Annotated in this window: 23 protein-coding genes and 1 tRNA gene; 13 read left to right on the forward strand and 11 right to left on the reverse strand. The window is 58.1% G+C overall.

Annotated elements, in window-relative coordinates; all coding sequences use genetic code 11:
- Positions 1 to 32: 32 nt before the first annotated feature.
- Positions 33 to 788: a cytochrome c biogenesis CcdA family protein gene (locus tag IBX59_RS09975; protein WP_296375042.1), complete on the reverse strand. Its 756-nt coding sequence runs from the start codon at positions 786 to 788 to the stop codon at positions 33 to 35.
- Between the two features lie 105 nt (positions 789 to 893).
- On the opposite strand from IBX59_RS09975, the gene IBX59_RS09980 reads away from it, so the two are divergent.
- Entirely contained in the window at positions 894 to 1,121 is a 228-nt protein-coding gene (locus tag IBX59_RS09980) for a sulfurtransferase TusA family protein (RefSeq protein ID WP_296375044.1), read from the forward strand.
- Positions 1,122 to 1,175: 54 nt separating this feature from the next.
- Here IBX59_RS09980 and IBX59_RS09985 read toward each other — a convergent pair whose 3' ends face one another.
- The 6 genes from IBX59_RS09985 to purC all read right to left on the reverse strand — a co-directional run bounded on the left by IBX59_RS09985 (position 1,176) and on the right by purC (position 9,129).
- A complete protein-coding gene (locus tag IBX59_RS09985; protein WP_296375047.1) occupies positions 1,176 to 3,860 on the reverse strand; it encodes a ribonuclease E/G in 2,685 nt (894 codons plus the stop codon).
- 413 nt (positions 3,861 to 4,273) lie between these two features.
- Positions 4,274 to 5,605, reverse strand: coding sequence for a sigma-54 dependent transcriptional regulator (locus tag IBX59_RS09990; protein WP_296375048.1), 1,332 nt, complete (start codon positions 5,603 to 5,605; stop codon positions 4,274 to 4,276).
- 11 nt (positions 5,606 to 5,616) lie between these two features.
- Positions 5,617 to 7,371, reverse strand: coding sequence for an ATP-binding protein (locus IBX59_RS09995; protein ID WP_296375049.1), 1,755 nt, complete (start codon positions 7,369 to 7,371; stop codon positions 5,617 to 5,619).
- Between the two features lie 46 nt (positions 7,372 to 7,417).
- Positions 7,418 to 8,086: a phosphoribosylformylglycinamidine synthase subunit PurQ gene (gene purQ, locus IBX59_RS10000; protein ID WP_296375050.1), complete on the reverse strand. Its 669-nt coding sequence runs from the start codon at positions 8,084 to 8,086 to the stop codon at positions 7,418 to 7,420.
- Positions 8,086 to 8,316: a phosphoribosylformylglycinamidine synthase subunit PurS gene (gene purS, locus IBX59_RS10005; protein ID WP_296375052.1), complete on the reverse strand. Its 231-nt coding sequence runs from the start codon at positions 8,314 to 8,316 to the stop codon at positions 8,086 to 8,088. The genes purQ and purS overlap by 1 nt, the downstream gene beginning before the upstream one ends.
- A gap of 51 nt (positions 8,317 to 8,367) precedes the next feature.
- On the reverse strand, positions 8,368 to 9,129 hold the full coding sequence (gene purC, locus IBX59_RS10010; protein ID WP_296375055.1) for a phosphoribosylaminoimidazolesuccinocarboxamide synthase: 762 nt from the start codon (positions 9,127 to 9,129) through the stop codon (positions 8,368 to 8,370).
- 135 nt (positions 9,130 to 9,264) lie between these two features.
- Between purC and IBX59_RS10015 the strand changes: the two genes are divergently transcribed.
- The 6 genes from IBX59_RS10015 (at position 9,265) to IBX59_RS10040 (ending at position 12,958) form a co-directional block, all read left to right on the forward strand.
- Positions 9,265 to 9,579 (forward strand): DUF1476 domain-containing protein, encoded by a 315-nt coding sequence (locus IBX59_RS10015; protein ID WP_296375057.1) that lies wholly within the window; start codon positions 9,265 to 9,267, stop codon positions 9,577 to 9,579.
- Positions 9,580 to 9,707: 128 nt separating this feature from the next.
- The gene (gene bmt / locus IBX59_RS10020; RefSeq protein WP_296375059.1) at positions 9,708 to 10,724 is read left to right on the forward strand and encodes a betaine--homocysteine S-methyltransferase; all 1,017 of its coding nucleotides are present in this window, start codon (positions 9,708 to 9,710) and stop codon (positions 10,722 to 10,724) included.
- Between the two features lie 496 nt (positions 10,725 to 11,220).
- The gene (locus IBX59_RS10025) at positions 11,221 to 11,928 is read left to right on the forward strand and encodes a B12-binding domain-containing protein (protein WP_296375061.1); all 708 of its coding nucleotides are present in this window, start codon (positions 11,221 to 11,223) and stop codon (positions 11,926 to 11,928) included.
- Between the two features lie 52 nt (positions 11,929 to 11,980).
- Entirely contained in the window at positions 11,981 to 12,202 is a 222-nt protein-coding gene (locus IBX59_RS10030; protein WP_296375062.1) for a hypothetical protein, read from the forward strand.
- Positions 12,183 to 12,338, forward strand: a complete 156-nt coding sequence (locus IBX59_RS10035; protein WP_296375064.1) for a heavy metal-binding domain-containing protein — start codon at positions 12,183 to 12,185, stop codon at positions 12,336 to 12,338. Before IBX59_RS10030 ends, IBX59_RS10035 begins: the two co-directional genes overlap by 20 nt.
- Positions 12,335 to 12,958 carry a DUF1638 domain-containing protein gene (locus tag IBX59_RS10040; protein WP_296375066.1) on the forward strand — a complete coding sequence of 208 codons (624 nt, stop codon included), beginning with the start codon at positions 12,335 to 12,337 and terminating at the stop codon, positions 12,956 to 12,958. Before IBX59_RS10035 ends, IBX59_RS10040 begins: the two co-directional genes overlap by 4 nt.
- Here IBX59_RS10040 and IBX59_RS10045 read toward each other — a convergent pair.
- The 4 genes from IBX59_RS10045 to purM are packed head-to-tail and all read right to left on the reverse strand — an operon-like array spanning position 12,955 to position 16,283.
- Positions 12,955 to 13,362 carry a SufE family protein gene (locus IBX59_RS10045; protein WP_296375068.1) on the reverse strand — a complete coding sequence of 136 codons (408 nt, stop codon included), beginning with the start codon at positions 13,360 to 13,362 and terminating at the stop codon, positions 12,955 to 12,957. The genes IBX59_RS10040 and IBX59_RS10045 overlap by 4 nt on opposite strands.
- Positions 13,363 to 13,419: 57 nt before the next feature.
- Entirely contained in the window at positions 13,420 to 14,577 is a 1,158-nt protein-coding gene (rnd, locus tag IBX59_RS10050; RefSeq protein ID WP_296375070.1) for a ribonuclease D, read from the reverse strand.
- A 39-nt stretch (positions 14,578 to 14,616) separates the two neighbouring features.
- Positions 14,617 to 15,246, reverse strand: a complete 630-nt coding sequence (gene purN / locus IBX59_RS10055) for a phosphoribosylglycinamide formyltransferase (protein ID WP_296375073.1) — start codon at positions 15,244 to 15,246, stop codon at positions 14,617 to 14,619.
- Positions 15,243 to 16,283: a phosphoribosylformylglycinamidine cyclo-ligase gene (gene purM / locus IBX59_RS10060; RefSeq protein WP_296375076.1), complete on the reverse strand. Its 1,041-nt coding sequence runs from the start codon at positions 16,281 to 16,283 to the stop codon at positions 15,243 to 15,245. Before purM ends, purN begins: the two co-directional genes overlap by 4 nt.
- A 355-nt stretch (positions 16,284 to 16,638) precedes the next feature.
- On the opposite strand from purM, the gene IBX59_RS10065 reads away from it, so the two are divergent.
- The 6 genes from IBX59_RS10065 to IBX59_RS10090 all read left to right on the forward strand — a co-directional run.
- A tRNA-Ile gene (locus IBX59_RS10065) sits at positions 16,639 to 16,715 on the forward strand.
- Positions 16,716 to 16,822: 107 nt separating this feature from the next.
- On the forward strand, positions 16,823 to 18,031 hold the full coding sequence (locus tag IBX59_RS10070; protein WP_296375078.1) for an NADP-dependent isocitrate dehydrogenase: 1,209 nt from the start codon (positions 16,823 to 16,825) through the stop codon (positions 18,029 to 18,031).
- Positions 18,032 to 18,096: 65 nt separating this feature from the next.
- The gene (locus IBX59_RS10075; protein ID WP_296375081.1) at positions 18,097 to 18,696 is read left to right on the forward strand and encodes a YitT family protein; all 600 of its coding nucleotides are present in this window, start codon (positions 18,097 to 18,099) and stop codon (positions 18,694 to 18,696) included.
- A gap of 181 nt (positions 18,697 to 18,877) precedes the next feature.
- Complete coding sequence (locus IBX59_RS10080; protein WP_296375082.1) at positions 18,878 to 19,213, forward strand: SMR family transporter; 336 nt, start codon at positions 18,878 to 18,880, stop codon at positions 19,211 to 19,213.
- An 81-nt stretch (positions 19,214 to 19,294) separates the two neighbouring features.
- Positions 19,295 to 21,112: a translational GTPase TypA gene (gene typA, locus IBX59_RS10085; protein ID WP_296375084.1), complete on the forward strand. Its 1,818-nt coding sequence runs from the start codon at positions 19,295 to 19,297 to the stop codon at positions 21,110 to 21,112.
- A 102-nt stretch (positions 21,113 to 21,214) separates the two neighbouring features.
- Positions 21,215 to 21,711 (forward strand): VOC family protein (locus IBX59_RS10090; RefSeq protein ID WP_296375086.1); only part of this gene is annotated, 497 nt, incomplete at its 3' end.

The following is a 21,711-nucleotide window of genomic DNA, read 5'->3' on the forward strand; positions in this document are numbered from 1 at the left end:
AAACTAGCGGGTCTTTCGCAGAAAGATAAGCGCTATCCGATCAACCCAAGCGCGGGAAACCGTTCCAGCAACCAATAGCTGAACGCCGCAAACTGCCCGGTCAGCATCATCAGCCCCACAGTCCACAACAACAGGCCCGACGTCCGTTCGATCCGTGACATATGCCGTTTCATCCACGCCATCACGCCTTTAAGCCGGGGGAAAAACGCGGCCACCAGCAAAAAAGGAATGCCCAGTCCCAAGGCGTAAAACGCCAAGAGAACTGTGCCCCGGGTCACATCGCCTTCGGATGCCGCAAGCCCCAGTATCGCGCCAAGAATAGGCCCAAGGCAGGGTGTCCAGCCAAAGGCAAAGGCCAACCCCAGCACATAGGCCCCAAAGGCAGACCCGCCCTTGTCGCCTGCGTCAACACGCACTTCGCGGTCCAGAAATCCGATGCGGAACACCCCGATGAAATGCGCACCAAGGATCATGATGACCACACCCGCAATCGTGACAAAGGCATCCTGAAACTGCAAAAACATCCGCCCCATACTGGAAAAGGCAAACCCAAGCAGTAAGAACACTGTGGAAAGCCCCAGCACAAAGAATATCGCAGTCAGGAACACCCGGCGGCGAGCCGCGCGCGCGTGTTCCATCTCGGTCACGGACACGCCGCCCATATAGGCCAGATAGGGGGGCACAATCGGCAGCACACAAGGGCTGAGAAATGACAACAGCCCCGCCATCATTGCAACGATCATGGCAGGCAGCAGTCCTGCGTCAAAGATCAAAGCTGTATCAAACATACCATACCCCTTTGCCCATTAACTACGCTAGCCCCAGGGCAAGGTCACGTGGGTTGATCTCACATCTTGGTGGACAAGTTGAAACATCCCGCCTAACCCTGTGGCATGAATTACGATGCTGAACTTGATGCCAAAGGGCTATTATGCCCTTTGCCTGTCCTGAAAGCCCGCAAACGCCTGCAATCGCTGGCGTCTGGCCAAGTGTTGCGCATGCTGGCCGACGATCCTGCAGCCATTGTCGATGTGCCACATTTCTGCGCCGAGGCCGGACATGATTTATTGGGGATCGCGGATGCGGATGCAGGGCAAATCTATCTGATCCGCAAGGCCTGATCGGGATTGCCGCAACGAAAAAGGCCGCGCTGTGTCAGCGCGGCCTTTTGATATTCAGCCGCGGCCCAGTGACCACCAGCCTTTACGCTTAGGCGCGTCCGGTTTGACGGCAGCAGGCGTTGGTTCAGGCGTTGGCGCTGTCGGAGCGACGGCAACCGGTTCTGCGGCCACGGCCGCCACCGGCGCTGTCTTTTCTGCGGTCGGCGCGGCGACGTCATCGCTGACCTCTGGCGTGACTTGTGCGGCATCTTCTGCGACGGGTGCCTCTTGTGTCACGGGCGCGGGCTTGGCACGACTACGGCGTTTCGGCTTTGGCTTTGGCTCGGGCTCGGCGGTTTGGGCAGGGTCTGCCGCGCCAGCCTCTGCGGTGACCGCAGCAGGGTCCGCCGCTGTCGCAGGTTTACGGCGGCTCCGCGTGCGCTTTTTCGGCGCCGGCGCTTCGGCCGCTTCGTTTTCGACCTGCTCTGCTGCATCTGAACCTGTGACAGATTCTGCGGCTTCTGCAACAGGCGTGTCAGCGGTTTTGCGTGTGCGCGTCCGGCGGCGTTTGGGCGCTGCCGAGACCGCAGTCTCCTCTTCAGAGGCAACCTCTGTCACTGCTTCGACAGGCGCATCGGTTGCCGGTGTGTCGGTCGCTTCAGCGTCAGATGTTGCACCATCTGCCTGCTGAACATCACCGTTTGCATCATTGGGACGCCGCCGCCGCCGCCGCCGCCGCTTGCGTTTGGGCTTGTCATCACCATCGGCATCTGTGGCCTGCACTTCGGTCTGCGCGACTGGTTCCTCTTGATCCTCGGCGATATCATCGTCATCTTCGTCAACCATCACAACCGCGCTAACAAAAGGCACCGCATCAGGCACCACACGGGTCGCTGTCTTGAACTTTTCGATGGCAAAGTCAGGCGATACAAGCGTCGGGTCACATTCGATCCGCACCGACATGCCATAGCGGGTTTCGACATCGCCGATATGTTCGCGTTTGCCGTTCATCAGGAAATTGGCGATGGAAATCGGTGCCTTGACCAGCACTTCTTTCGTGCGGGCGCGCACGCCTTCCTCTTCCAGCGCGCGCAGGATCGACAGCGCCACGTTATCGTCAGACCGCAACAGGCCCGTGCCATGGCAATGCGAACACATCTGCGTTGTCGCCTCAAGCATGCCGGGGCGCAGGCGCTGTCGCGACATTTCCATCAGACCAAAGCCGGAAATCCGGCCCACCTGAATGCGCGCACGGTCGGTTTTCAGCTTGTCCTTGAAACGCTTTTCGACAGCGGCGTTGTTCTTGCGTTCGTCCATGTCGATAAAGTCGATGACGATCAGACCGGCCAGATCACGCAGGCGCAACTGGCGGGCCACCTCATCGGCGGCTTCCAAATTGGTTTTCAGCGCGGTCTGTTCGATCGAGCCTTCCTTGGTAGCGCGGCCAGAGTTCACGTCGATGGCGACCAGCGCCTCGGTGATGCCGATCACGATATAGCCGCCAGATGGCAGTTGCACAGTCGGGTTGAACATGCCGCCCAGATAACCTTCGACCTGAAAGCGGGCGAAAAGGGGCAGTTGTTCGGCGTAGTATTTCACGTTCTTGGCATGTGACGGCATGATCATTTTCATGAAGTCCTTGGCGGTGCGATAGCCCGCCTCGCCTGCCACGATCACCTCGTCAATGTCCTTGGAATACAGATCTCGGATCGACCGTTTGATCAGATCGCCCTCTTCGTAGATCTTTGCAGGGGCGATGGATTTTAGCGTTAATTCGCGAATCTGTTCCCACATGCGTTGCAGGTATTCGTAATCGCGCTTGATCTCGGCCTTGGTGCGCTGTGATCCGGCGGTGCGAATGATCAGACCGGCACCGTCAGGCACGGTCAATTCACCCGCAATTTCCTTTAGCTTTTTGCGATCAGCGATGTTGGTAATCTTGCGGCTGATGCCACCACCACGGGCCGTGTTCGGCATCAAAACGCAATAGCGACCGGCCAGCGACAGATAGGTCGTCAGCGCAGCACCCTTATTGCCGCGTTCTTCCTTGACCACCTGCACCAGCAGAATCTGCCGGACCTTGATCACCTCTTGGATCTTGTAGCGCTTGGGGCGGGGTTTGCGCGCAGGGAGGACATCATCGGTATCATCGTCTTCAACAACGCTTTCGATGTTGTCATCCAGATCGTCGGTATCGCCGTTGTCATCATCGTCATCTTCCCCGGCAGCTGGGGTTTCAACGGGTGTTTCGCGGACAAGTTCCATGGGGGAACTGCCTTCTTCGTCATCCGCAAAATCGATGGTTTCCATACCCGCAACGTCACCAGAGATCACATCCTCTGGCGTTTCGACCTCTGCGGTTGCAACGGCATCCAGATCTTCGGTCGCGGCCGAACGGACCCTTGAGCGCGACCGCTGGCGGCGGGGTTTTGGGCTTTCGTCGTTGTCTTCCTCGGCCTTCAGGCTTTCGGCATAAGCTTTTTCCTCGGCCATCAATGCCTCGCGGTCGGCGACCGGGATCTGATAATAATCCGGGTGGATTTCCGAAAAAGCAAGGAAACCATGACGATTACCGCCATAATCCACAAAGGCAGCCTGTAGCGAAGGTTCGACCCGCGTTACTTTTGCAAGATAGATGTTACCAGCAAGCTGGCGTTTGAATTGGCTTTCAAAATCAAATTCTTCGACTTTGTTGCCGTCTACGACCACAACGCGGGTTTCTTCCGCATGTGTCGCGTCGATAAGCATTTTCTTTGGCATTTTTTCCGTTCGCACATGGCCTTAAAACCGACCCAGGGGGCCCGGCTGTCTTGGTCGCATGTCTAATAAAGGCGATATCCGCGCGGGCAGTGACGACGCCCATCAGGGCCACCGTGTCATTGCAGCTGTGTTGCGCGCGTCGCATCGCGTTTCTTCTCCGACCCCGGAACATGCCGGGGCCCATTCAAGGCCCGGTCCGCGCAAAACGCCGCGCGGCCAATGGCGTTCTTCTGGCCTTTCAGCCAAATCAGCTGCTGGAAACACGCGGGAAGAGCCCGTCGCATCGTTCACAGCAGAGAATTCTCCCGGGCGGCACCGTGCAGCCTTCGCACGAACACCCGTTCTATATACATAAGGGACGAAGGGGGGCTTGCACAAGTGGCGACTTGCACCCCCCCCAACATCGCCAATTATCAAAGATAATCAGACCGTTGCAGACCGTATTTCGCCATTTTTTCGTTCAAGGTCCGGCGGGGCAAACACAATTCGTCCATCACCGAAACGATAGACCCTTTGTGCCGGCGCATGGTGTTGTCGATCAGCATGCGCTCGAACGCTTCGACGAATTCTTTCAGCGGCTTGCCTTCGGTCGTCATGGCGGGCCTGCTGTCGTCTGCATCCGTCATCAAAAGTGATGCAATCGACCCCGACCCGCGCCGGTTCTGCAACACCGCCCGTTCGGCCACATTGATCAGCTGGCGCACATTTCCCGGCCAAGGGGCCTGCAATAGTTGGGCGGCTTCCTGTGCGCTGACCTCGGGCACGTTGCAGCCGTATTCTTCGGCAAATTGTTCGCTGAGCCGGGTGAACAGTGTCAGGATATCCTCGCCGCGCTGGCGCAGCGGCGGCACAGTGATGCGCAACGCGGCCAGGCGGTAAAACAGATCAGGGCGCAGCACGCTTTCGCAGGTTTTATCCTGTTCCTGCAGATTGCAGATCGCCACAATACGGGTTTCTGCCGGGATGCCCTGTTCGTTGATCGCCGTCAGCAGGCGGGCTTGCAAGGCACCGCTCAGGGCCTCGATATCCTCAAGCACCAGCGTGCCGCCGCGGGCCTCTTCCATAGCCGGTATGGGTTCGTCCTGCTGTGCCGGGCCAAAGATCCGCCGTGCCAGTGTGTCTTCGTCAAAAGCGGAACAGCTAAGAAGCATGAATTTACGATTTGCCCGCGCGCCCACTGCGTGCAGCGCATGCGCCACCAGCGTCTTGCCTGTGCCTGTTTCGCCTTCGACCAGCACGTGACCATCGGCTTGGCCCAGATCCAGAATATCCTCTTTCAACCGTTCCATCGCCGCAGACTGCCCGATCAATTTTTGCATCAAGGCAGACCCGTCTGACAGTTCCCGCCGCAGGGCGCGGTTGTCCAGCGTCAACCGGCGGGCCCGCGTGGCCTTTTTGGCCAATTCGGTCATGCGGTCGGGGTTAAAGGGCTTTTCCAGAAAATCGAAAGCGCCAAACCGCATGGCTTCAACCGCCATTGGCACATCGCCGTGGCCTGTGATCATGATCACAGGCAGCGAACTATCGAGCCCCTTGAGCTTGCGCAAGAACTGCATCCCGTCCATGCCCGGCATCTTGATATCGCTGACCACGATCCCGGGGTAGTCGCTGCCCAATCCTTTCAGCGCATCCTCGGCAGAGGCATAGGTTTCGGTATCGAACCCTGACAGCGCCAGCCATTGGCTGATCGACTGGCGCATGTCCTTTTCGTCATCGACGATCGCAATTTTCATGACTTTGCTCATAGTCTGCGTCCTTATTCAGCGGCGGCGAGGTCTTGTTTCAGGCGTGGAAGCTGCACTTCAAAAATCGCGCCGCCATCTGCGGCATTACGGGCAGTCAGACGGCCACCCAGTTCGTTGACGATCCCCGATGAAATGGCAAGCCCAAGCCCCACCCCGTCACCGGGTTGCTTTGTTGTGTAAAAAGGCTCGAACAGATCATCCAGATTGTCTATTCCTTCCCCATTATCGCGGACCTGAAGTGTGACCCGATCCCCTGCAGCCAACCAGATTTCTATGGTCGGGTCGGCGGCATTCTGCGTGGCATCAAGTGCATTGCGCAAAAGGTTGATGATGACCTGCTCAAGGCGCAGCCTGTCACCCAAGACCATGACCGGTTCGTTCGGTAGCATCCGGATGATATTGACCGCAGAGGATTTCAACTGCGGCTCCATCATGGCCAAGGCGGACGACACGGCCGCGCGGGTATCGACAGGTTCAAATCCGACCGCGCCCTTGCGGGCATAAGATTTCAGTTGCCGCGTTATTGCGCCCATGCGTTCGATCAGGTCATCAATACGCTGGAAAGACGATAGCGCCTCTTGCGGGCGCTGGCGTTGCAGCAAAAGGCGCGCACCCGCCAGATAGGTTTTCATGGCGGCCAATGGTTGATTCAACTCGTGACTGACGGCGGCTGACATTTCACCCAAGGCGGCCAGTTTTGATGACTGCGCAATGGTCTGTTCGGCCACTTCCAGGGTCTTTTCAACCTTTTCACGTTCGGCGATTTCACGCTGTAACCGTTGGTTCAATACGCGCAATTCCGCAGATTCGCGCTGAAACAACACAAGGCGGGATGCGGTTTGGCGCGATGACAACCAAAACAGTCCCGCCATGATCAGTGCAAAGCCCATCACTTCGATGGCCAGAACACCGTTCACCCTTTCGCGCACCGATGCATATGTGGTGAAAGTCACCATCCGCCAGCCCTGATGCGGCACGCGCGCCTCGCGGCGCAGCACAGCCTCGCCCCGCAGATAGCCATCGGCGGGTAGCGCCGCCCATCCTTGGGTTGCCTGCAATGCCCGCTGAATGGCCGATGGGGCCGACTGGCGCTGGAGCGCTTCGGATTCTTGCAGGCCGCGCCAACGGGGTTCTGTTGACATGATGATCGTGCCTTCGCTGTCCATCACAATGACCGCATCAGACACACCCGCCCAGCCGCGTTCCAGCCGGGGGACATCAAGCTCGATCGTGATCACGCCCAGCATTTGCCCGCCCATGTCGATCCGGCGGGCGTAGATCAGATCATAGGCCCCTGTTTCCTTGCGAACGGTGGTATAGACGGTGCGGTTGCTGCGCTGCGCATTGACAAAAAACGGCGCTGCACGGTGGTTTTCGCCAAGCCGGTTGCGGTCGGTGGCCGCCACTGTGCGACCGTCGCGGTCCAGCAACATCAAGTTCGCAGCCCCAATTTCATCGACAAATGACAGCAGCCGCGCCGTCGATAATGAATAATCTTTGTTGTCCAGGGCTTTTATAAGTTCGGGATCACGTGCCAACAGTTGCGGCACAACGGAATTGCGTTGCAACTCGCTCATCAGGTTGGTCACATAAAGTGCAACGCGCACCTCTGACCGGTTACGGATCGTTTCGGTAAAACGTTCGGTCAGGAAATGGTTGCTGACGTAAATGACGATCAGCGCCAGACCGCAAATGACGACGATAGACAGACGCAGATACCATCTGCCCGCCGCATGCCGACTGCCCTGCGCTTGCGTCTTTTTCATGACACCAGTTTATGTGCAGATCACCGCAGCGACAAGCAGGCTGCTATCATGTCAGCGCCAATTGGCCCACAAGACCGGCAAACAAGGGCTCGCCGGCAGTGCTGCCGTGGCGCGCGTCCACTGCCCGCTCGGGGTGCGGCATCATCCCCAACACCCGACGGTTTTCCGACAGGATCCCGGCAATCTCCGCAATCGACCCGTTCGGGTTCGTCACATACCGAAAGGCCACGCGATCATTGCCTTCAAGCCGCGCGAGCGTATCGGCATCGGCGGTGTAGTTCCCGTCATGGTGGGCTATCGGCAGCGCAACCACCTCATCGGCATGATAACCCGCCGTAAAGGCGCTATCGGTCGTTGCGACCCTCAGGTCTACGGTCTTGCAAAGGAATTTCAGGTTGGCATTGCGCATCAGCGCACCGGGCAGCAAACCGGTTTCCGTCAAGACCTGAAACCCGTTACACACCCCCAGCACATATCCGCCCCGCTCGGCATGCGCGACCACCGCCCGAGAGATTGGCGACTGCGCGGCAATTGCCCCGCAACGCAGATAATCGCCAAAGGAAAACCCGCCAGGAATAGCGACAAGATCAACGCCATCGGGCAAAGTTGCGTCCTTGTGCCAGACCATGCTGACGTCGGCCCCAGCCGCGCGCAAAGCCACAGCCATATCACGGTCGCAGTTGGAACCAGGGAAAACGATGACCGCCGCGCGCATCACAGCACCTCGATCCGGTAGCTTTCGATCACAGTGTTCGCCAACAGCTTTTCGCACATGGACCTGACGGTTTCTTCGGTCGTGCCCTCGGCCAGATCAAGTTCGATCACCTTGCCCTGCCGCACAGCGTTCACACCATCAAACCCAAGGCTGCCAAGCGCGTGGCGCACCGCCTCGCCCTGCGGGTCCAGCACGCCAGTCTTGAGCATTACATACACGCGAGCTTTCATGTCAGCGCCTCTTTCCTCATCATCTTGCCAAAAATACTCAAAAACGATCCGTCAGTTGATGAGCGTCGGTTTCGGTCTGTGGGTCACATTCGACGGCAACACACCCAAACGACGCGCCACTTCTGTATAGGCATCGGTCAAGTTGCCCAGATCACGGCGGAACACGTCCTTGTCCAGCTTCTGGCCCGTTTCGATATCCCACAGGCGGCAGCTGTCTGGGCTGATTTCATCGGCCAGCAACAGCCGGGGGAATTCATTGTCCCAGACGCGGCCCACCTCGATCTTGAAGTCGATCAGCTTGATCCCCACGCCATACATGACGCCCGACATCCAGTCGTTGACCCGCAGGGCAAGGCTGACGATGTCGTCCATATCCTGCTGGGACGCCCAGCCAAAGGCGATGATATATTCTTCGGGGACCAACGGATCACCCAGCGCATCATCCTTGTAGGAAAATTCCACGATGGGGCGCGGCAGCGGCGTGCCTTCTTCCATGCCCATGCGCTTGGCCATCGTGCCAGCGGCAAAATTGCGCACGATCACCTCTAGCGGAATGATTTCCACCTGCCGGATCAATTGTTCGCGCATGTTCAGGCGCCGGATGAAATGCGTGGGAATCCCGATCTGGCCCAGCCCGGTCATGAAATATTCCGACAGGCGGTTGTTCAGCACACCCTTGCCTTCGATGACCGCCTTTTTCTCAGCATTGAAAGCGGTCGCATCATCCTTGAAATACTGCACCAATGTGCCTGGCTCGGGGCCTTCATACAGAATTTTCGCCTTGCCTTCATAAATCTTTTTGCGGCGTGCCATGCTCACCTCTTTGTGTCGTGCGCATGCCCGCCCCGGGCCGCGTCATGTGCGCGTCATAGTGCATGCCCCCCTTGCGGGCAAGCACCTGTGCAGGCATATCATAGGCAACGCTTTGCAAATCACGAGGACGGCCCGATGAACACATTCAAAGATCGCGAAAACGCCTTTGAGACGAAATTTGCCCATGACGCTGAAATGCAGTTTCGCGCTGAGGCACGGCGCAATAAATTGTTGGGCCTTTGGGCGGCAGAACTGCTTGGGAAAACAGGCGATGATGCAACGACCTATGCCGCCGAAGTGATCAAGGCCGACATGCAAGAGCCCGGCGACGAAGACGTGTATCGCAAGCTTGCCGCCGATCTGGGCAGTCTGGCCGAAGAACGTTTGATCCGCGAACAGATGACAATGCTGATGGCGCGCGCCAAAGCCGAACTGCTGGACGAAAACTAGGCCCTGCAACCCCCTGTCACGCAAGATCAGATCCTGTTGCATCGTTGCGGCCGGGACATGCGCCATTTGCAGTTGATCTTTCATCATTTCATGCAACCACCCGTTAAATTCAAGGGCCTGACAACATCATGACCAATGCACTTTCCAAGTTGCTTGAAACCCGCGACTGGCTGTTGGCCGATGGCGCGACCGGCACAAACCTTTTCAACATGGGCCTGATGTCCGGTGATGCCCCGGAAATGTGGAACTTTAGCGAAGTCGCCAAAATCACAACGCTTTACAAAGGCGCCGTGGATGCGGGCAGTGACCTGTTTCTGACCAACAGTTTCGGCGCAAATGCGTCACGGCTAAAACTGCATGGCGCCGCGGATCAGGTCTTTGCGCTCAACAAGGCCGCCGCGGAAATTGGCCGCGACGTGGCCGATGCCGCCGGGCGGACTGTCGTGGTTGCCGGGTCCGTCGGCCCGACGGGCGAAATCATGGCCCCGATGGGCAGCCTGACCCATACGCGGGCCGTCGAAATGTTTCACGAACAGGCCGAAGGGCTGAAGGCAGGCGGCGCGGATGTTCTTTGGGTGGAAACGATCAGTGCCGCCGAAGAATTCCGCGCCGCAGCAGAAGCCTTTGCACTGGCTGAAATGCCATGGTGTGGCACGATGAGTTTTGACACGGCAGGCCGCACGATGATGGGACTGACCAGCGCCGAGATGGTCAAGATGGTTGGAAAGCTCGACCCGGCACCACTCGCCTTTGGGGCAAATTGCGGCGTGGGTGCATCTGACCTGTTGCGCACGGTGCTGGGGTTTGCGGCTGCAGGCCCCACGTTGCCGATCATCGCCAAAGGCAACGCAGGCATTCCGAAATACCACGATGGCCACATCCATTATGACGGCACCCCTGCGCTGATGGCCGATTATGCCGTGCTGGCCCGCGCCTGTGGGGCGACCATTATCGGCGGTTGCTGCGGTACCACACCCGAGCATTTGCGCGCGATGCGCGCCGCGTTGGAAACGCGGCCCAATGGCCCGCGCCCGACGCTGGAAACGATCACAGCGGCATTGGGCGGGTTTTCTTCGGTTTCGGACGGGACGGATGGTGCAGGACCAGAGGCAACACCCCGTCGTGGCCGCCGCCGCAAACCCTGAGGCCGGGCAAAAAAGGGGGCGCTGCCCCCGCCCGCGTGCCGCGGACTCCCCCGAGGTATTTTTGAACAAAAGAAGATATTCACTTTTTTCTAACCTCTGGCTGCCATCATGAGAATGCGGCACAGGCTGAGGAGTCGATGACCGTAACAGGAGAAGGGCCCCGCGCACGATCAACGTGTTGCGGGGTCTGACAAACAGATCTATGCCGCCCCGGAAAGGACCGACCGGACAAAGAAATGCCAGTTCTGCAGATATCGTGCGGTTGATCATTCTGTGCGCTGGTTTCAATGTCCGCAACCCGCAACAAGGCACCCCGGTTCGAGAGAACAGCAGCGCCCGTTCGCACGATTCCGGATTAGGCACTTAATTGACAGGCAAAAAAAAAGAAACACACGCAAGCGAAGGTCGGTGAAGATGGTGCGAATGTCGCAATTCTCTGGCTGGTCAAGCCCGCAAAGGCGCATTAGTTAAGGGCAGATTTTTCAATAGGTGCCCCATGTCCGACCAAGAAGATGACATCATCCTGTCCGAACTAAACGACGAAGAACTTGTCGCGCAGATGTTTGACGACCTTTACGACGGGATGAAGGAAGAGATCGAAGAAGGTGTGAACATCCTGATTGCCCGCGGGTGGGCGCCTTACCGCGTTCTGACCGAAGCGCTTGTGGGTGGCATGACCATTGTCGGGAACGATTTCCGAGACGGTATCCTGTTTGTCCCAGAGGTGTTGCTGGCTGCGAACGCGATGAAAGGCGGCATGGCCATTCTGAAACCATTGCTGATTGCAACGGGCGCGCCGCGCATGGGCAAGATGGTCATTGGCACCGTCAAGGGCGATATCCACGACATCGGCAAGAACCTTGTTTCGATGATGATGGAAGGGGCCGGCTTCGAGGTGGTCGACCTTGGAATCAATAATGCAGTCGAATCCTATCTCGACGCTCTGGAATCCGAACAACCTGATATTCTGGGCATGTCGGCCCTGCTGACCACGACGATGCCTTATATGAAGGTCGTCATTGACACCCTCGTCGAAAAAGGCGTGCGCGACGATTATATCGTCCTTGTTGGCGGCGCCCCCCTGAACGAAGAATTTGGACGGGCGATCGGGGCTGATGCCTATTGCCGCGATGCCGCTGTCGCAGTCGAAACCGCCAAGGCACTGGTGGCGCGCAAGCATAATCAGGGGGCGGCGCAAGCCTGACCCCTTTTTATTTCTGCCCCGCCCCCTCATATCTGACACAAAGGAGTGGGTGATGCCGTTTAATCGACTGAGTTTGATCATTGTGTGTGTTGTGGCCGCTGCTGCGGTCACTGTGTGGCTTTTCACCGCGTTTTTTGCGGACACAGAAATCCTCCCGTTGGTTGGGCTGGGCGTAACCGGAATTGTGGCGCTTGTTGCTTATGTGGCTTGGCGCCTGATCGCAGAGCGGCTTGGCAACAAGGACGACGATCATTATGACCGTTTCAAAAACTGATTTCCTGATTTGCATGTCCGACGACATCCGGCGCATGGGGGTCAACGCGGTGGTCAGTTGTCGCATTGAAACCTGTGCGATCATGCACCGCGTGTCTGAAATCATCGTCTGTGGCACTGCGGTGCGTTTGTCGTGACGTCCGATGCGGCATTGACCACACAGGGGTTGGCCCCTCGCGGCGATGGGTCTGTTCTGCTGATTGCCTGCGGGGCACTGGCGCGGGAAATTCTGGCGTTGAAGGCTGCGAACAGATGGGATCATCTAGACCTGCAATGCCTGCCTGCCATCCTGCATAACCACCCGGAACGGATCGTGCCGGCTGTGCGGGCGGCAGTGGAAAAACATCGCGCGGATTATGACCGCGTTTTCGTGGTTTACGCTGATTGCGGCACGGGCGGGCAATTGCAGGCCGCCTGCGCGGTACTGGATGTGGCTATGGTGCCCGGTCCACATTGCTATGCTTTTTTTGAAGGGGTGGACAGCTTTGCCGCCCGCGATGAGATGACGGCGTTTTACCTGACGGATTTTCTGGTGCGCCAGTTCGACGCCTTTGTGTGGGAACCGCTGGGGCTGGACCGTCACCCTGACCTGCGCGACATATATTTCGGGAATTACGAAAAACTGGTTTATCAGGCGCAAACCGATGATCCGGCGCTGACGGCCAAGGCGCAGAACTGCGCCACGCGGCTGGGGCTGAGGTTCGAACGGCGGTTTACAGGTTATGGCGACTTGCAAACAGCACTGGCAGAACTTTAGGCCGCAGCGGCTGTCTGCCTGATCCGTTCGACCATGGCCCGCAGCCCGTTGGAGCGTTGCGCAGACAGATGATCGTTCAGGCCCAGACGGCCCAGTTCAGCGGGCGCATCGATCTTGCCAATCTCGGCAACCGGCTGATTGTCATACAGCGCGCGCAGCACCGCAATCAGGCCATTTACGATCATCGCATCGCTGGCGCCGCGAAAGGTGAATATGCCATTCTTGACCTGCGGCACCAGCCAAACCTGACTGGCACAGCCGTCAACCTTGGTCGCAGGCACACGCAACGCATTCTCGAGCGGGTCCATCGCGCGGCCCATGTCGATCACATGGCGATAGCGGTCTTCCCAATCATCAAGAAATTCAAAGGTTTCAACGAGATCTTCGAAATCTGGGTTTGCCATTTTTCCGCCTTTTGATTACGCCCCTTTATCTAGGTGCCCCAGGCGCAGTCGTCCAGATCAAAGCGGGACAGTCACCACCCTTTGGCCTTTCACCGCCAACCCGACCTTGCCATCGCAAAGCTGCAGCGCATCATTGCCGAACACCTCGCGCCGCCAGCCTGTCATTGCAGGCACGTCGCGCTCGCCTGCCGCCAGCGCATCCAGATCGGCCGACGACGCCACCAACTTTTGCGCCACGCCTTCGTTGTCGGTCTTGGCCTTCAACAGCACGCGCAGCATATCGGCCAGTGCAGGGTTGACCTGCATGGCCACGCGCGATTTATCGGGTTTGGGCAGATCCGTGGTGGGGGTTTCCAACCCGGCCTTGATACTGGCCAGAATGCCTTGGGCAATATCACCCCTGCGGGCTTCACGCAGCAACAGCCGTGACCGGCCCAGATCCTGTTCATTCTGCGGCTTGGTCGATGCAAGTTCGACCAGTGCGTCATCCTTGAACACGCGCGACCGGGGGATGTTGTTATCGCGCGCATAGATTTCACGAAACCGCGCCAGTTCACGCACGATAGCCAGAAAACGGCCCGATTGCGTGCGTGTCTTGACCCGCTGCCATGCTTCATCGGGGTTTGCGGCATAGGTGGCAGGATCTTTCAGAACGGCCATTTCCTCGGCCACCCATTTCTTGCGGCCCGATTTTTCCAACCTGTCGGCAAGATATTCGTAAATATCACGCAGATAGGTCACATCGGCGATGGCATAGGTCAGTTGTGCATCTGTCAGCGGGCGGCGGGTCCAATCGGTAAAGCGCGACGATTTATCCAGATCGGCCTTGGCGATCTTGCGAACAAGGGTTTCATAGCCCACCTGTTCGCCAAATCCGCAGACCATCGCGGCGACCTGCGTGTCAAACAGCGGCTCGGGAATGACCCCAGCCTCGACGCAGAAAATCTCAAGATCCTGCCGCGCGGCATGGAATACCTTGACGACATCGGTGTTGCGAAACAGCGCATAAAGCGGGTCCAGTGACAGCCCTTCGGCCAATGGGTCCACCAGAACCGCATCGGCGCCCGCATCATCTTGATAGGCCAGTTGCACAAGGCAAAGTTTGGAATAATAGGTGCGTTCGCGTAAAAACTCTGTATCGACTGTCACATAAGCACGTTTTGATGCCTCGGCGCAAAAAACAGCCAATTCTTGGGTGGTCGTGATCTTGTTCATGCTTGGTCCGTCATTCATTGCTGACCCTGTGTTAAGCGATCAATCCTGCAATGGAAAGTCGGGGGCCGTTTCTTTCGCGGGCAGTGTGATCAAGCTGCGATCCCCGACGGCATAGCGGCGCAGCACCGCAGGGTAGAGCGCATGTTCCAGCGGCAAAAGCCGGGCGGCCAAGGTCTCGGCTGTGTCGGTCGGGCCAATGGTCAAACGGGCCTGCCCCAGGATCGGCCCGCCATCCAGTTCGGCTGTCACCTCATGCACCGTGCAGCCATGTTCACGGTCGCCCGCTTCCAACGCCCGGGCGTGGGTGTGCAGGCCCTTGTATTTCGGCAACAGCGAAGGGTGGATGTTCAGCATCCGGCCCGCCCATTGCGCGGTGAATTCCGGCGTCAGGATACGCATGAAGCCGGCAAGGCAGATGATATCGGGGCGCGCATCCGCCAGCACCTTTTGCAATGCGCCCTCGAACCCGGCGCGGTCGCGCCCGAATGGTTTGTGATCGACCGCCGCCGTGGCCACACCCAGCGCCTGCGCCCTGTCCAGCCCACCCGCAGCCGGATCATTCGACACCACCAGCACGCAGCGGGCGGGGTGATCACCGGTCATGGATTTGACCAAGGCCACCATATTCGACCCGCCGCCCGAAATCAGGATGGCGACGCGTTTGGTCACAGCAATTGCCCTGTGTAGGACACGCCATCGCCCATCGTGACACGGCCAAGGTCGTGCACGGTTTCGCCTGCGTCCGTCAGCAGCGCGGTCAGATCGCCAGCCTGCCCTGCATCCACCGCCAGCACCATGCCGATACCTGCGTTGAAGGTTTTCAGTAATTCCGCCTGCGCCATACCGCCCGTTTCTGCCAGCCAGCGAAAGACGGGCGGCAAATCCCACGCGCCCAGATCAATCTGCGCACCCATCCCTTCAGGCAAGACACGCGGCAGGTTTTCCGTCAGCCCGCCGCCGGTGATATGGGCCAGCGCATGCACGCCCCCTCCCCGCACAGCCGCCAAGCCCGGTTTGACATAAAGCCGCGTCGGCGTCAGCAGTGCCGCACCCAGGCTGTCATCGGCAAACGGGGCCGCATCACCCCATCCCAGCCCCGACAGGCCAACCACACGGCGCACCAGAGAATAGCCATTCGAATGCACCCCATCCGATGCCAGCCCCAACAGCACATCGCCCACAGCAACCCCCGCAGGCAGATCAGTGCCACGTTCCATCGCCCCCACGGCAAAACCCGCAAGGTCAAAGTCGCCATCATGATACATGCCGGGCATTTCAGCCGTTTCACCGCCGATCAGGGCGCAACCAGACGCCGCACATCCTGCAGCGATCCCTTCGATGATGCGCGTGGCCTGATCCAGCTCCAGCTTTCCGGTGGCGAAATAATCCAGAAAAAACAGCGGCTCTGCCCCTTGGCACACCAGATCGTTGACGCACATCGCCACAAGGTCGATCCCGATCGTATCGACGTTGCCGGTGTCGATCGCGATGCGCAGTTTGGTGCCAACGCCATCGGTCGCGGCCACAAGAATCGGATCGCTGTATCCCGCGCCTTTCAGATCGAACAGCGCGCCGAACCCGCCCAAGCCCGCCATGACACCCGGACGCGCGGTGCGTTTGGCGGCAGGTTTGATCCGTTCCACAAGCATATTGCCCGCGTCAATATCGACACCCGCATCCGCATAGGTCAGCCCGTTCTTCGTCATAATGACACCCCGTCTGTCAGTTGACTTTGCGATAACGGATGCCAAAGGGCTGCGCAACGGCATGAACCACCGCAATGTCTTTTTTTCAACGGATCATTCACCCTTTGTTAAGACTTATAGGCGAATTGAAGGGAAGCGATGAAAGCGCCCTCCTCATGTTCTTTCGGTCTTGCTGGTTTTGGGGCGGACGGCGTTTGGTTTTCCATATATGGCCTGCGCCGCCGCTTCATTTTGCCGACATTCCGCAAAACCGCGATCATCCAGCGCATCAATGTTAATGGGCGGTTGAATTTCACAAGTCTTTTTCCCCGGCCAACTTGACGGCTTGGTCCGGTCTGTTAAAGCCTGTCACAGGGGGCCTGTAGCTCAATTGGTTAGAGCAGAGCGCTCATAACGCTTTGGTTGCGGGTTCAAGTCCTGCCGGGCCTACCATACCACCCCCCGTATGGAAATTGCGGTATACAAGTGCATACAGTCTTTCCGTTGCTGCAAATTTGCGCTATGGCGGCGCAGACACTGGCACCACATCGGAGAGACACATGTCCAAGATCAAGGTAGAGAACCCCATCGTCGAACTTGACGGCGACGAAATGACCCGGATTATCTGGGATTTCATCAAAAAGAAACTGATCCTGCCTTATCTGGATATTGATCTGCTGTATTACGATCTCGGCATCGAAACACGCGATGAAACCAACGACCAGATCACGATTGATGCCGCCGAAAAGATCAAGGAAATCGGCGTTGGCGTGAAATGCGCCACCATCACCCCGGATGAGGCACGGGTCGAGGAATTTGGCCTGAAAAAGATGTGGCGCAGCCCCAACGGCACGATCCGCAACATTCTGGGCGGTGTCGTGTTCCGCGAACCGATCATCTGCAAGAACGTACCGCGCCTTGTGCCCGGCTGGACCCAGCCCATCGTGATCGGGCGCCACGCCTTTGGTGACCAGTATCGTGCCACCGACATGAAGTTCCCCGGACCCGGCAAGCTGACGATGAAATTCGTCGGCGAAGACGGCACCGTCATGGAAGAAGAAGTGTTCGATGCGCCATCATCGGGCGTGTTCATGTCGATGTACAACCTGGACAAATCAATCGAGGATTTCGCCCGCGCGTCTTTCAACTATGGCCTCAAGCGGAATTACCCCGTTTACCTGTCCACCAAAAATACGATCCTGAAACAGTACGACGGCCAGTTCCTGCTGATCTTCCAGCGCATCTTTGACGCGGAATTCAAGGACCAGTTCGATGCGGCCGGTTTGACCTATGAACACCGTCTGATCGACGATATGGTCGCATCAGCGATGAAATGGTCGGGCGGTTATGTCTGGGCCTGCAAAAACTATGACGGCGACGTGCAGTCCGACACCGTCGCGCAGGGCTTTGGCTCATTAGGTTTGATGACCAGCCAGTTGATGACTCCCGATGGCAAGATCGTGGAAGCCGAAGCCGCCCATGGCACGGTCACCCGCCACTATCGCCAGCATCAGGCGGGACAGGCAACATCGACCAATTCGATCGCGTCGATCTTTGCGTGGACCGGCGGGATCAAGCACCGCGCCAAGCTGGACAGCAACACCGAATTGATGAAATTCGCCGAAACGCTGGAAAAGGTTGTAGTCGATACCGTGGAAAGCGGTTTCATGACCAAGGATCTGGCGCTTCTGGTCGGACCCGACCAGAAATGGCTGACCACCGAAGGTTTCCTTGAAAAGATCGATGAAAACCTGAACGCCGCGATGTAAGATACTGCTTTTGCAGTGTAAAGGGCCGTCCGTCACAGGGCGGCCCGTTTTGATTGGGCAGACACATGGCAGAAAAAACGCACCCCTTATCCGAAGATGCGCAAGCCTTTGTGCTCTCAACCGCGCTTTGCGGGTTTGGGTTGCTGATGCTGGGCCATCTGGGGCTGATCACCGGGCAAACCGCCGGGCTGGCGGTTCTGGTATCCTATGTGACCGGATGGAACTTTGGGGCGGTTTTCTTTGTCATCAATCTACCGTTCTACGTTTTGGCCTGGACGCGCAAGGGCGCAATTTTTACCCTCAAAAGCTTTATCGCGGTGGGGATGGTGTCACTGGTCAGCCTGTTCTTGCCGGACCTGATCCGTTTTGACAGATTGCAACCCTTGGTTGGGGCCGTGATGGCGGGCGCAATGATCGGGATCGGCCTGCTTGTCTTGTTCCGCCATGGCGGGTCGCTGGGCGGCATCGGCGTGCTGGCGCTGTATCTACAGGACAAAACAGGGTTTCGCGCGGGTTGGACGCAGCTGGTCTTTGATGTGGTGCTGTTCAGCATCGCGCTGTTCGTAATCGGGGGTGCCCCGATCCTGCTGTCACTGGCGGGGGCCGTTGCCACCAATCTGGTCATCGCGGTCAACCACCGGCCCGACCGTTATACCCCGCGCTAGTCTGGGGTATCGCGGCCGGCGCGCATTTGCGCGAATCCCCGTCCTCTGCTAAATGTCGCAAGGTGCCTTCGGACCGGGGGGCAAACCATCGGGTTGCGGTAGAAAGTGAAGTCGTTTTCAGACAGATCGCAGGCTGTCACCCGACAATTTCAAAACGCCCCCCCTGCAACAGGAAATTCAAATGCCGCCCCAATACCTTTACCTGATGCTTGCCATCATCACTGAAACGATTGGCACCACCGCCCTGCAAGCCAGCGCGCAATTCACACGGTTCTGGCCCTCTGTCTTGTGCGTTGTGACCTATGCGGCATCGTTCTATCTGTTGGCGCTGGCGCTCAAGGTGATCCCTGTGGGGATACTTTATGCGCTATGGTCGGGGGTTGGGATCGTGCTGATCGCGCTGATTGGCTTTACCGTATTCGGGCAAAAGCTCGATCTGGCCGCCGTGCTGGGCATGGGAATGATCATCGCGGGGATCGTTGTTATTCAGCTTTTTTCGAATACGGCAACGCATTGACGCGCTGTTTCCGCGTTTAAGGGCTGGCTTTTGCTGCGATTGCACGGTATCGCGCGTCTAACTTTCCCATAAGGCAGACCAATGGACATCCGCAATATCGCGATTATCGCGCACGTTGACCACGGCAAGACAACCCTTGTCGATGAACTTTTGAAACAATCCGGCGTTTACCGCGAAAACGAAACAACCACCGAACGCGCGATGGACAGCAATGACATCGAACGCGAACGCGGCATCACGATTCTGGCGAAATGCACGTCCGTCGAATGGAAAGGCACCCGGATCAATATCGTTGACACCCCCGGCCACGCCGATTTCGGTGGCGAGGTGGAACGAATCCTGTCGATGGTTGATGGCGTTGTTCTGTTGGTGGATGCCGCCGAAGGACCGATGCCGCAGACCAAATTCGTGACCTCCAAGGCGCTGGCGCTGGGGCTGAACCCGATCGTGGTGCTGAACAAGGTAGACAAACCCGCCGCCGAACCCGATCAGGCGCTTGATCTGGTGTTTGATCTGTTCGCGGCGTTGGAAGCGAACAACGACCAGCTTGATTTCCCCGTGCTATACGCCAGCGGCATCAACGGCTGGTGCGACGCCGAACTTGATGGCCCGCGCAAGGACATGTCGGCGCTTTTTGATCTGGTGCTGAAGCATGTGCCAATGCCCGCACAAATCAGTCGCCGGGATGAACCGTTTCAGATGCTGGCGACCACATTGTCGGCTGACCCGTTCATCGGGCGCATCCTGACGGGCCGGGTCGAAGCAGGCACTCTGCGCGCAGGCGAAACTGTCAAGGCGCTATCGCGTAATGGCGACAAGATCGAACAGTTTCGGGTGTCCAAAATCCTCGCTTTTCGCGGGCTTGGCCAACAACCGATTGATGCGGCCGAGGCAGGCGATATCGTGACACTGGCCGGTATGACCAAGGCGACCGTGGCCGATACAATTTGCGATCTGTCCGTCGATACCGCCATTCCTGCGCAACCGATCGATCCGCCCACCATCACCGTGACCTTTGGCATCAACGATAGCCCCCTTGCCGGCCGCGATGGCAAAAAGGTGCAAAGCCGCGTGATCCGCGACCGTCTGATGAAAGAAGCCGAAGTCAACGTCGCGATCAAGGTGAACGATACGCCGACAGGCGACGCATTCGAGGTGTCGGGCCGCGGCGAATTGCAGATGGGTGTGTTGATCGAAAACATGCGCCGCGAAGGGTTCGAGCTGTCGATTTCCCGCCCGCAGGTGATTTACAAGGTCGTCGATGGCGTCCGCATGGAACCCATCGAAGAAGCCACGATTGACGTGGATGACGAATACACCGGCGCGGTCGTCGAAAAACTGACCGGCCCGCGCAAGGGTGAATTGGTCGAAATGAAGCCCGCCGGTGCAGGCAAGACCCGCATCATCGCGCATGTCCCGTCGCGCGGCCTGATCGGGTATCATGGTGAGTTTCTGACCGATACACGCGGTTCCGGCATTCTGAACCGGCTGTTTCACGGCTGGGCCCCTTACAAAGGCAAGATCGAAGGTCGCCGTCAGGGCGTGTTGATTTCCATGGAAAACGGCACCTCGGTCGCCTATGCCCTGTGGAAACTGGAAGACCGCGGCAAATTCTTTATCGGCGCACAGGAAGCCGTGTATCAGGGCATGATCATCGGCGAACACAGCCGCGACAACGACCTTGAGGTGAACCCGCTGAAGGGCAAGCAGCTGACCAACGTGCGCGCTTCCGGCACGGATGAGGCCGTGCGCCTGACCACACCGGTCACCATGTCGCTGGAACAGGCCATCGCCTATATCGACGATGACGAACTGGTCGAAGTCACACCAAACGCGATCCGCCTGCGCAAACGGTTCCTTGACCCGCATGAACGCAAGCGGCAGTCGCGCGCGTCCTGAACCGCGACAACATCTGCATTTTTGCACAGGGCAGCCCGCATAGGCTGCCCTTTCTACTTTGGCAAAGAGATATTAGATATTTTGCAACAAGGGAGAATGACAATGCGCAAGCTTCAGACCCAAGGGGTTCACCACATCACGATCACCGGCGCCGACCGGCAATCTACCATTGATTTCTGGGAAGGTGTGTTGGGCATGCCTTTTGTCTTTGATCAGCCCAACCTGGATGATCCGTCGCAGGGGCATCTGTATTTCGATCCCGGCGACGGGCGACTGATCACGGTGTTCACATCCGAAGACCGTAAGCCCGAACGCAAGGTCGTAGATCAGGGACAAGGATACCTGCACCATCTGGCGTTCAACGTTTCAAAAGTCACGTTCGATCAACTGGTAAACCGCCTGAAAGAACGCGGCATTCCCAATTCCGGCCCCAAGGACCGTGGGTTTATGGACAGCATCTATTTTCGGGATCCTTGCGGGATGCTGATTGAACTGGCCAGCTATCGGTTTGAACCGCCTGCGGGGCTGACGCACACCGATGTGCTGCACCGCGCCCACCTGATCCGCGTCGCGGCAGGCGATCACCACATCGACAAAGC

Source organism: Yoonia sp. (genome assembly GCF_014859355.1).
Classification (GTDB): domain Bacteria; phylum Pseudomonadota; class Alphaproteobacteria; order Rhodobacterales; family Rhodobacteraceae; genus Yoonia.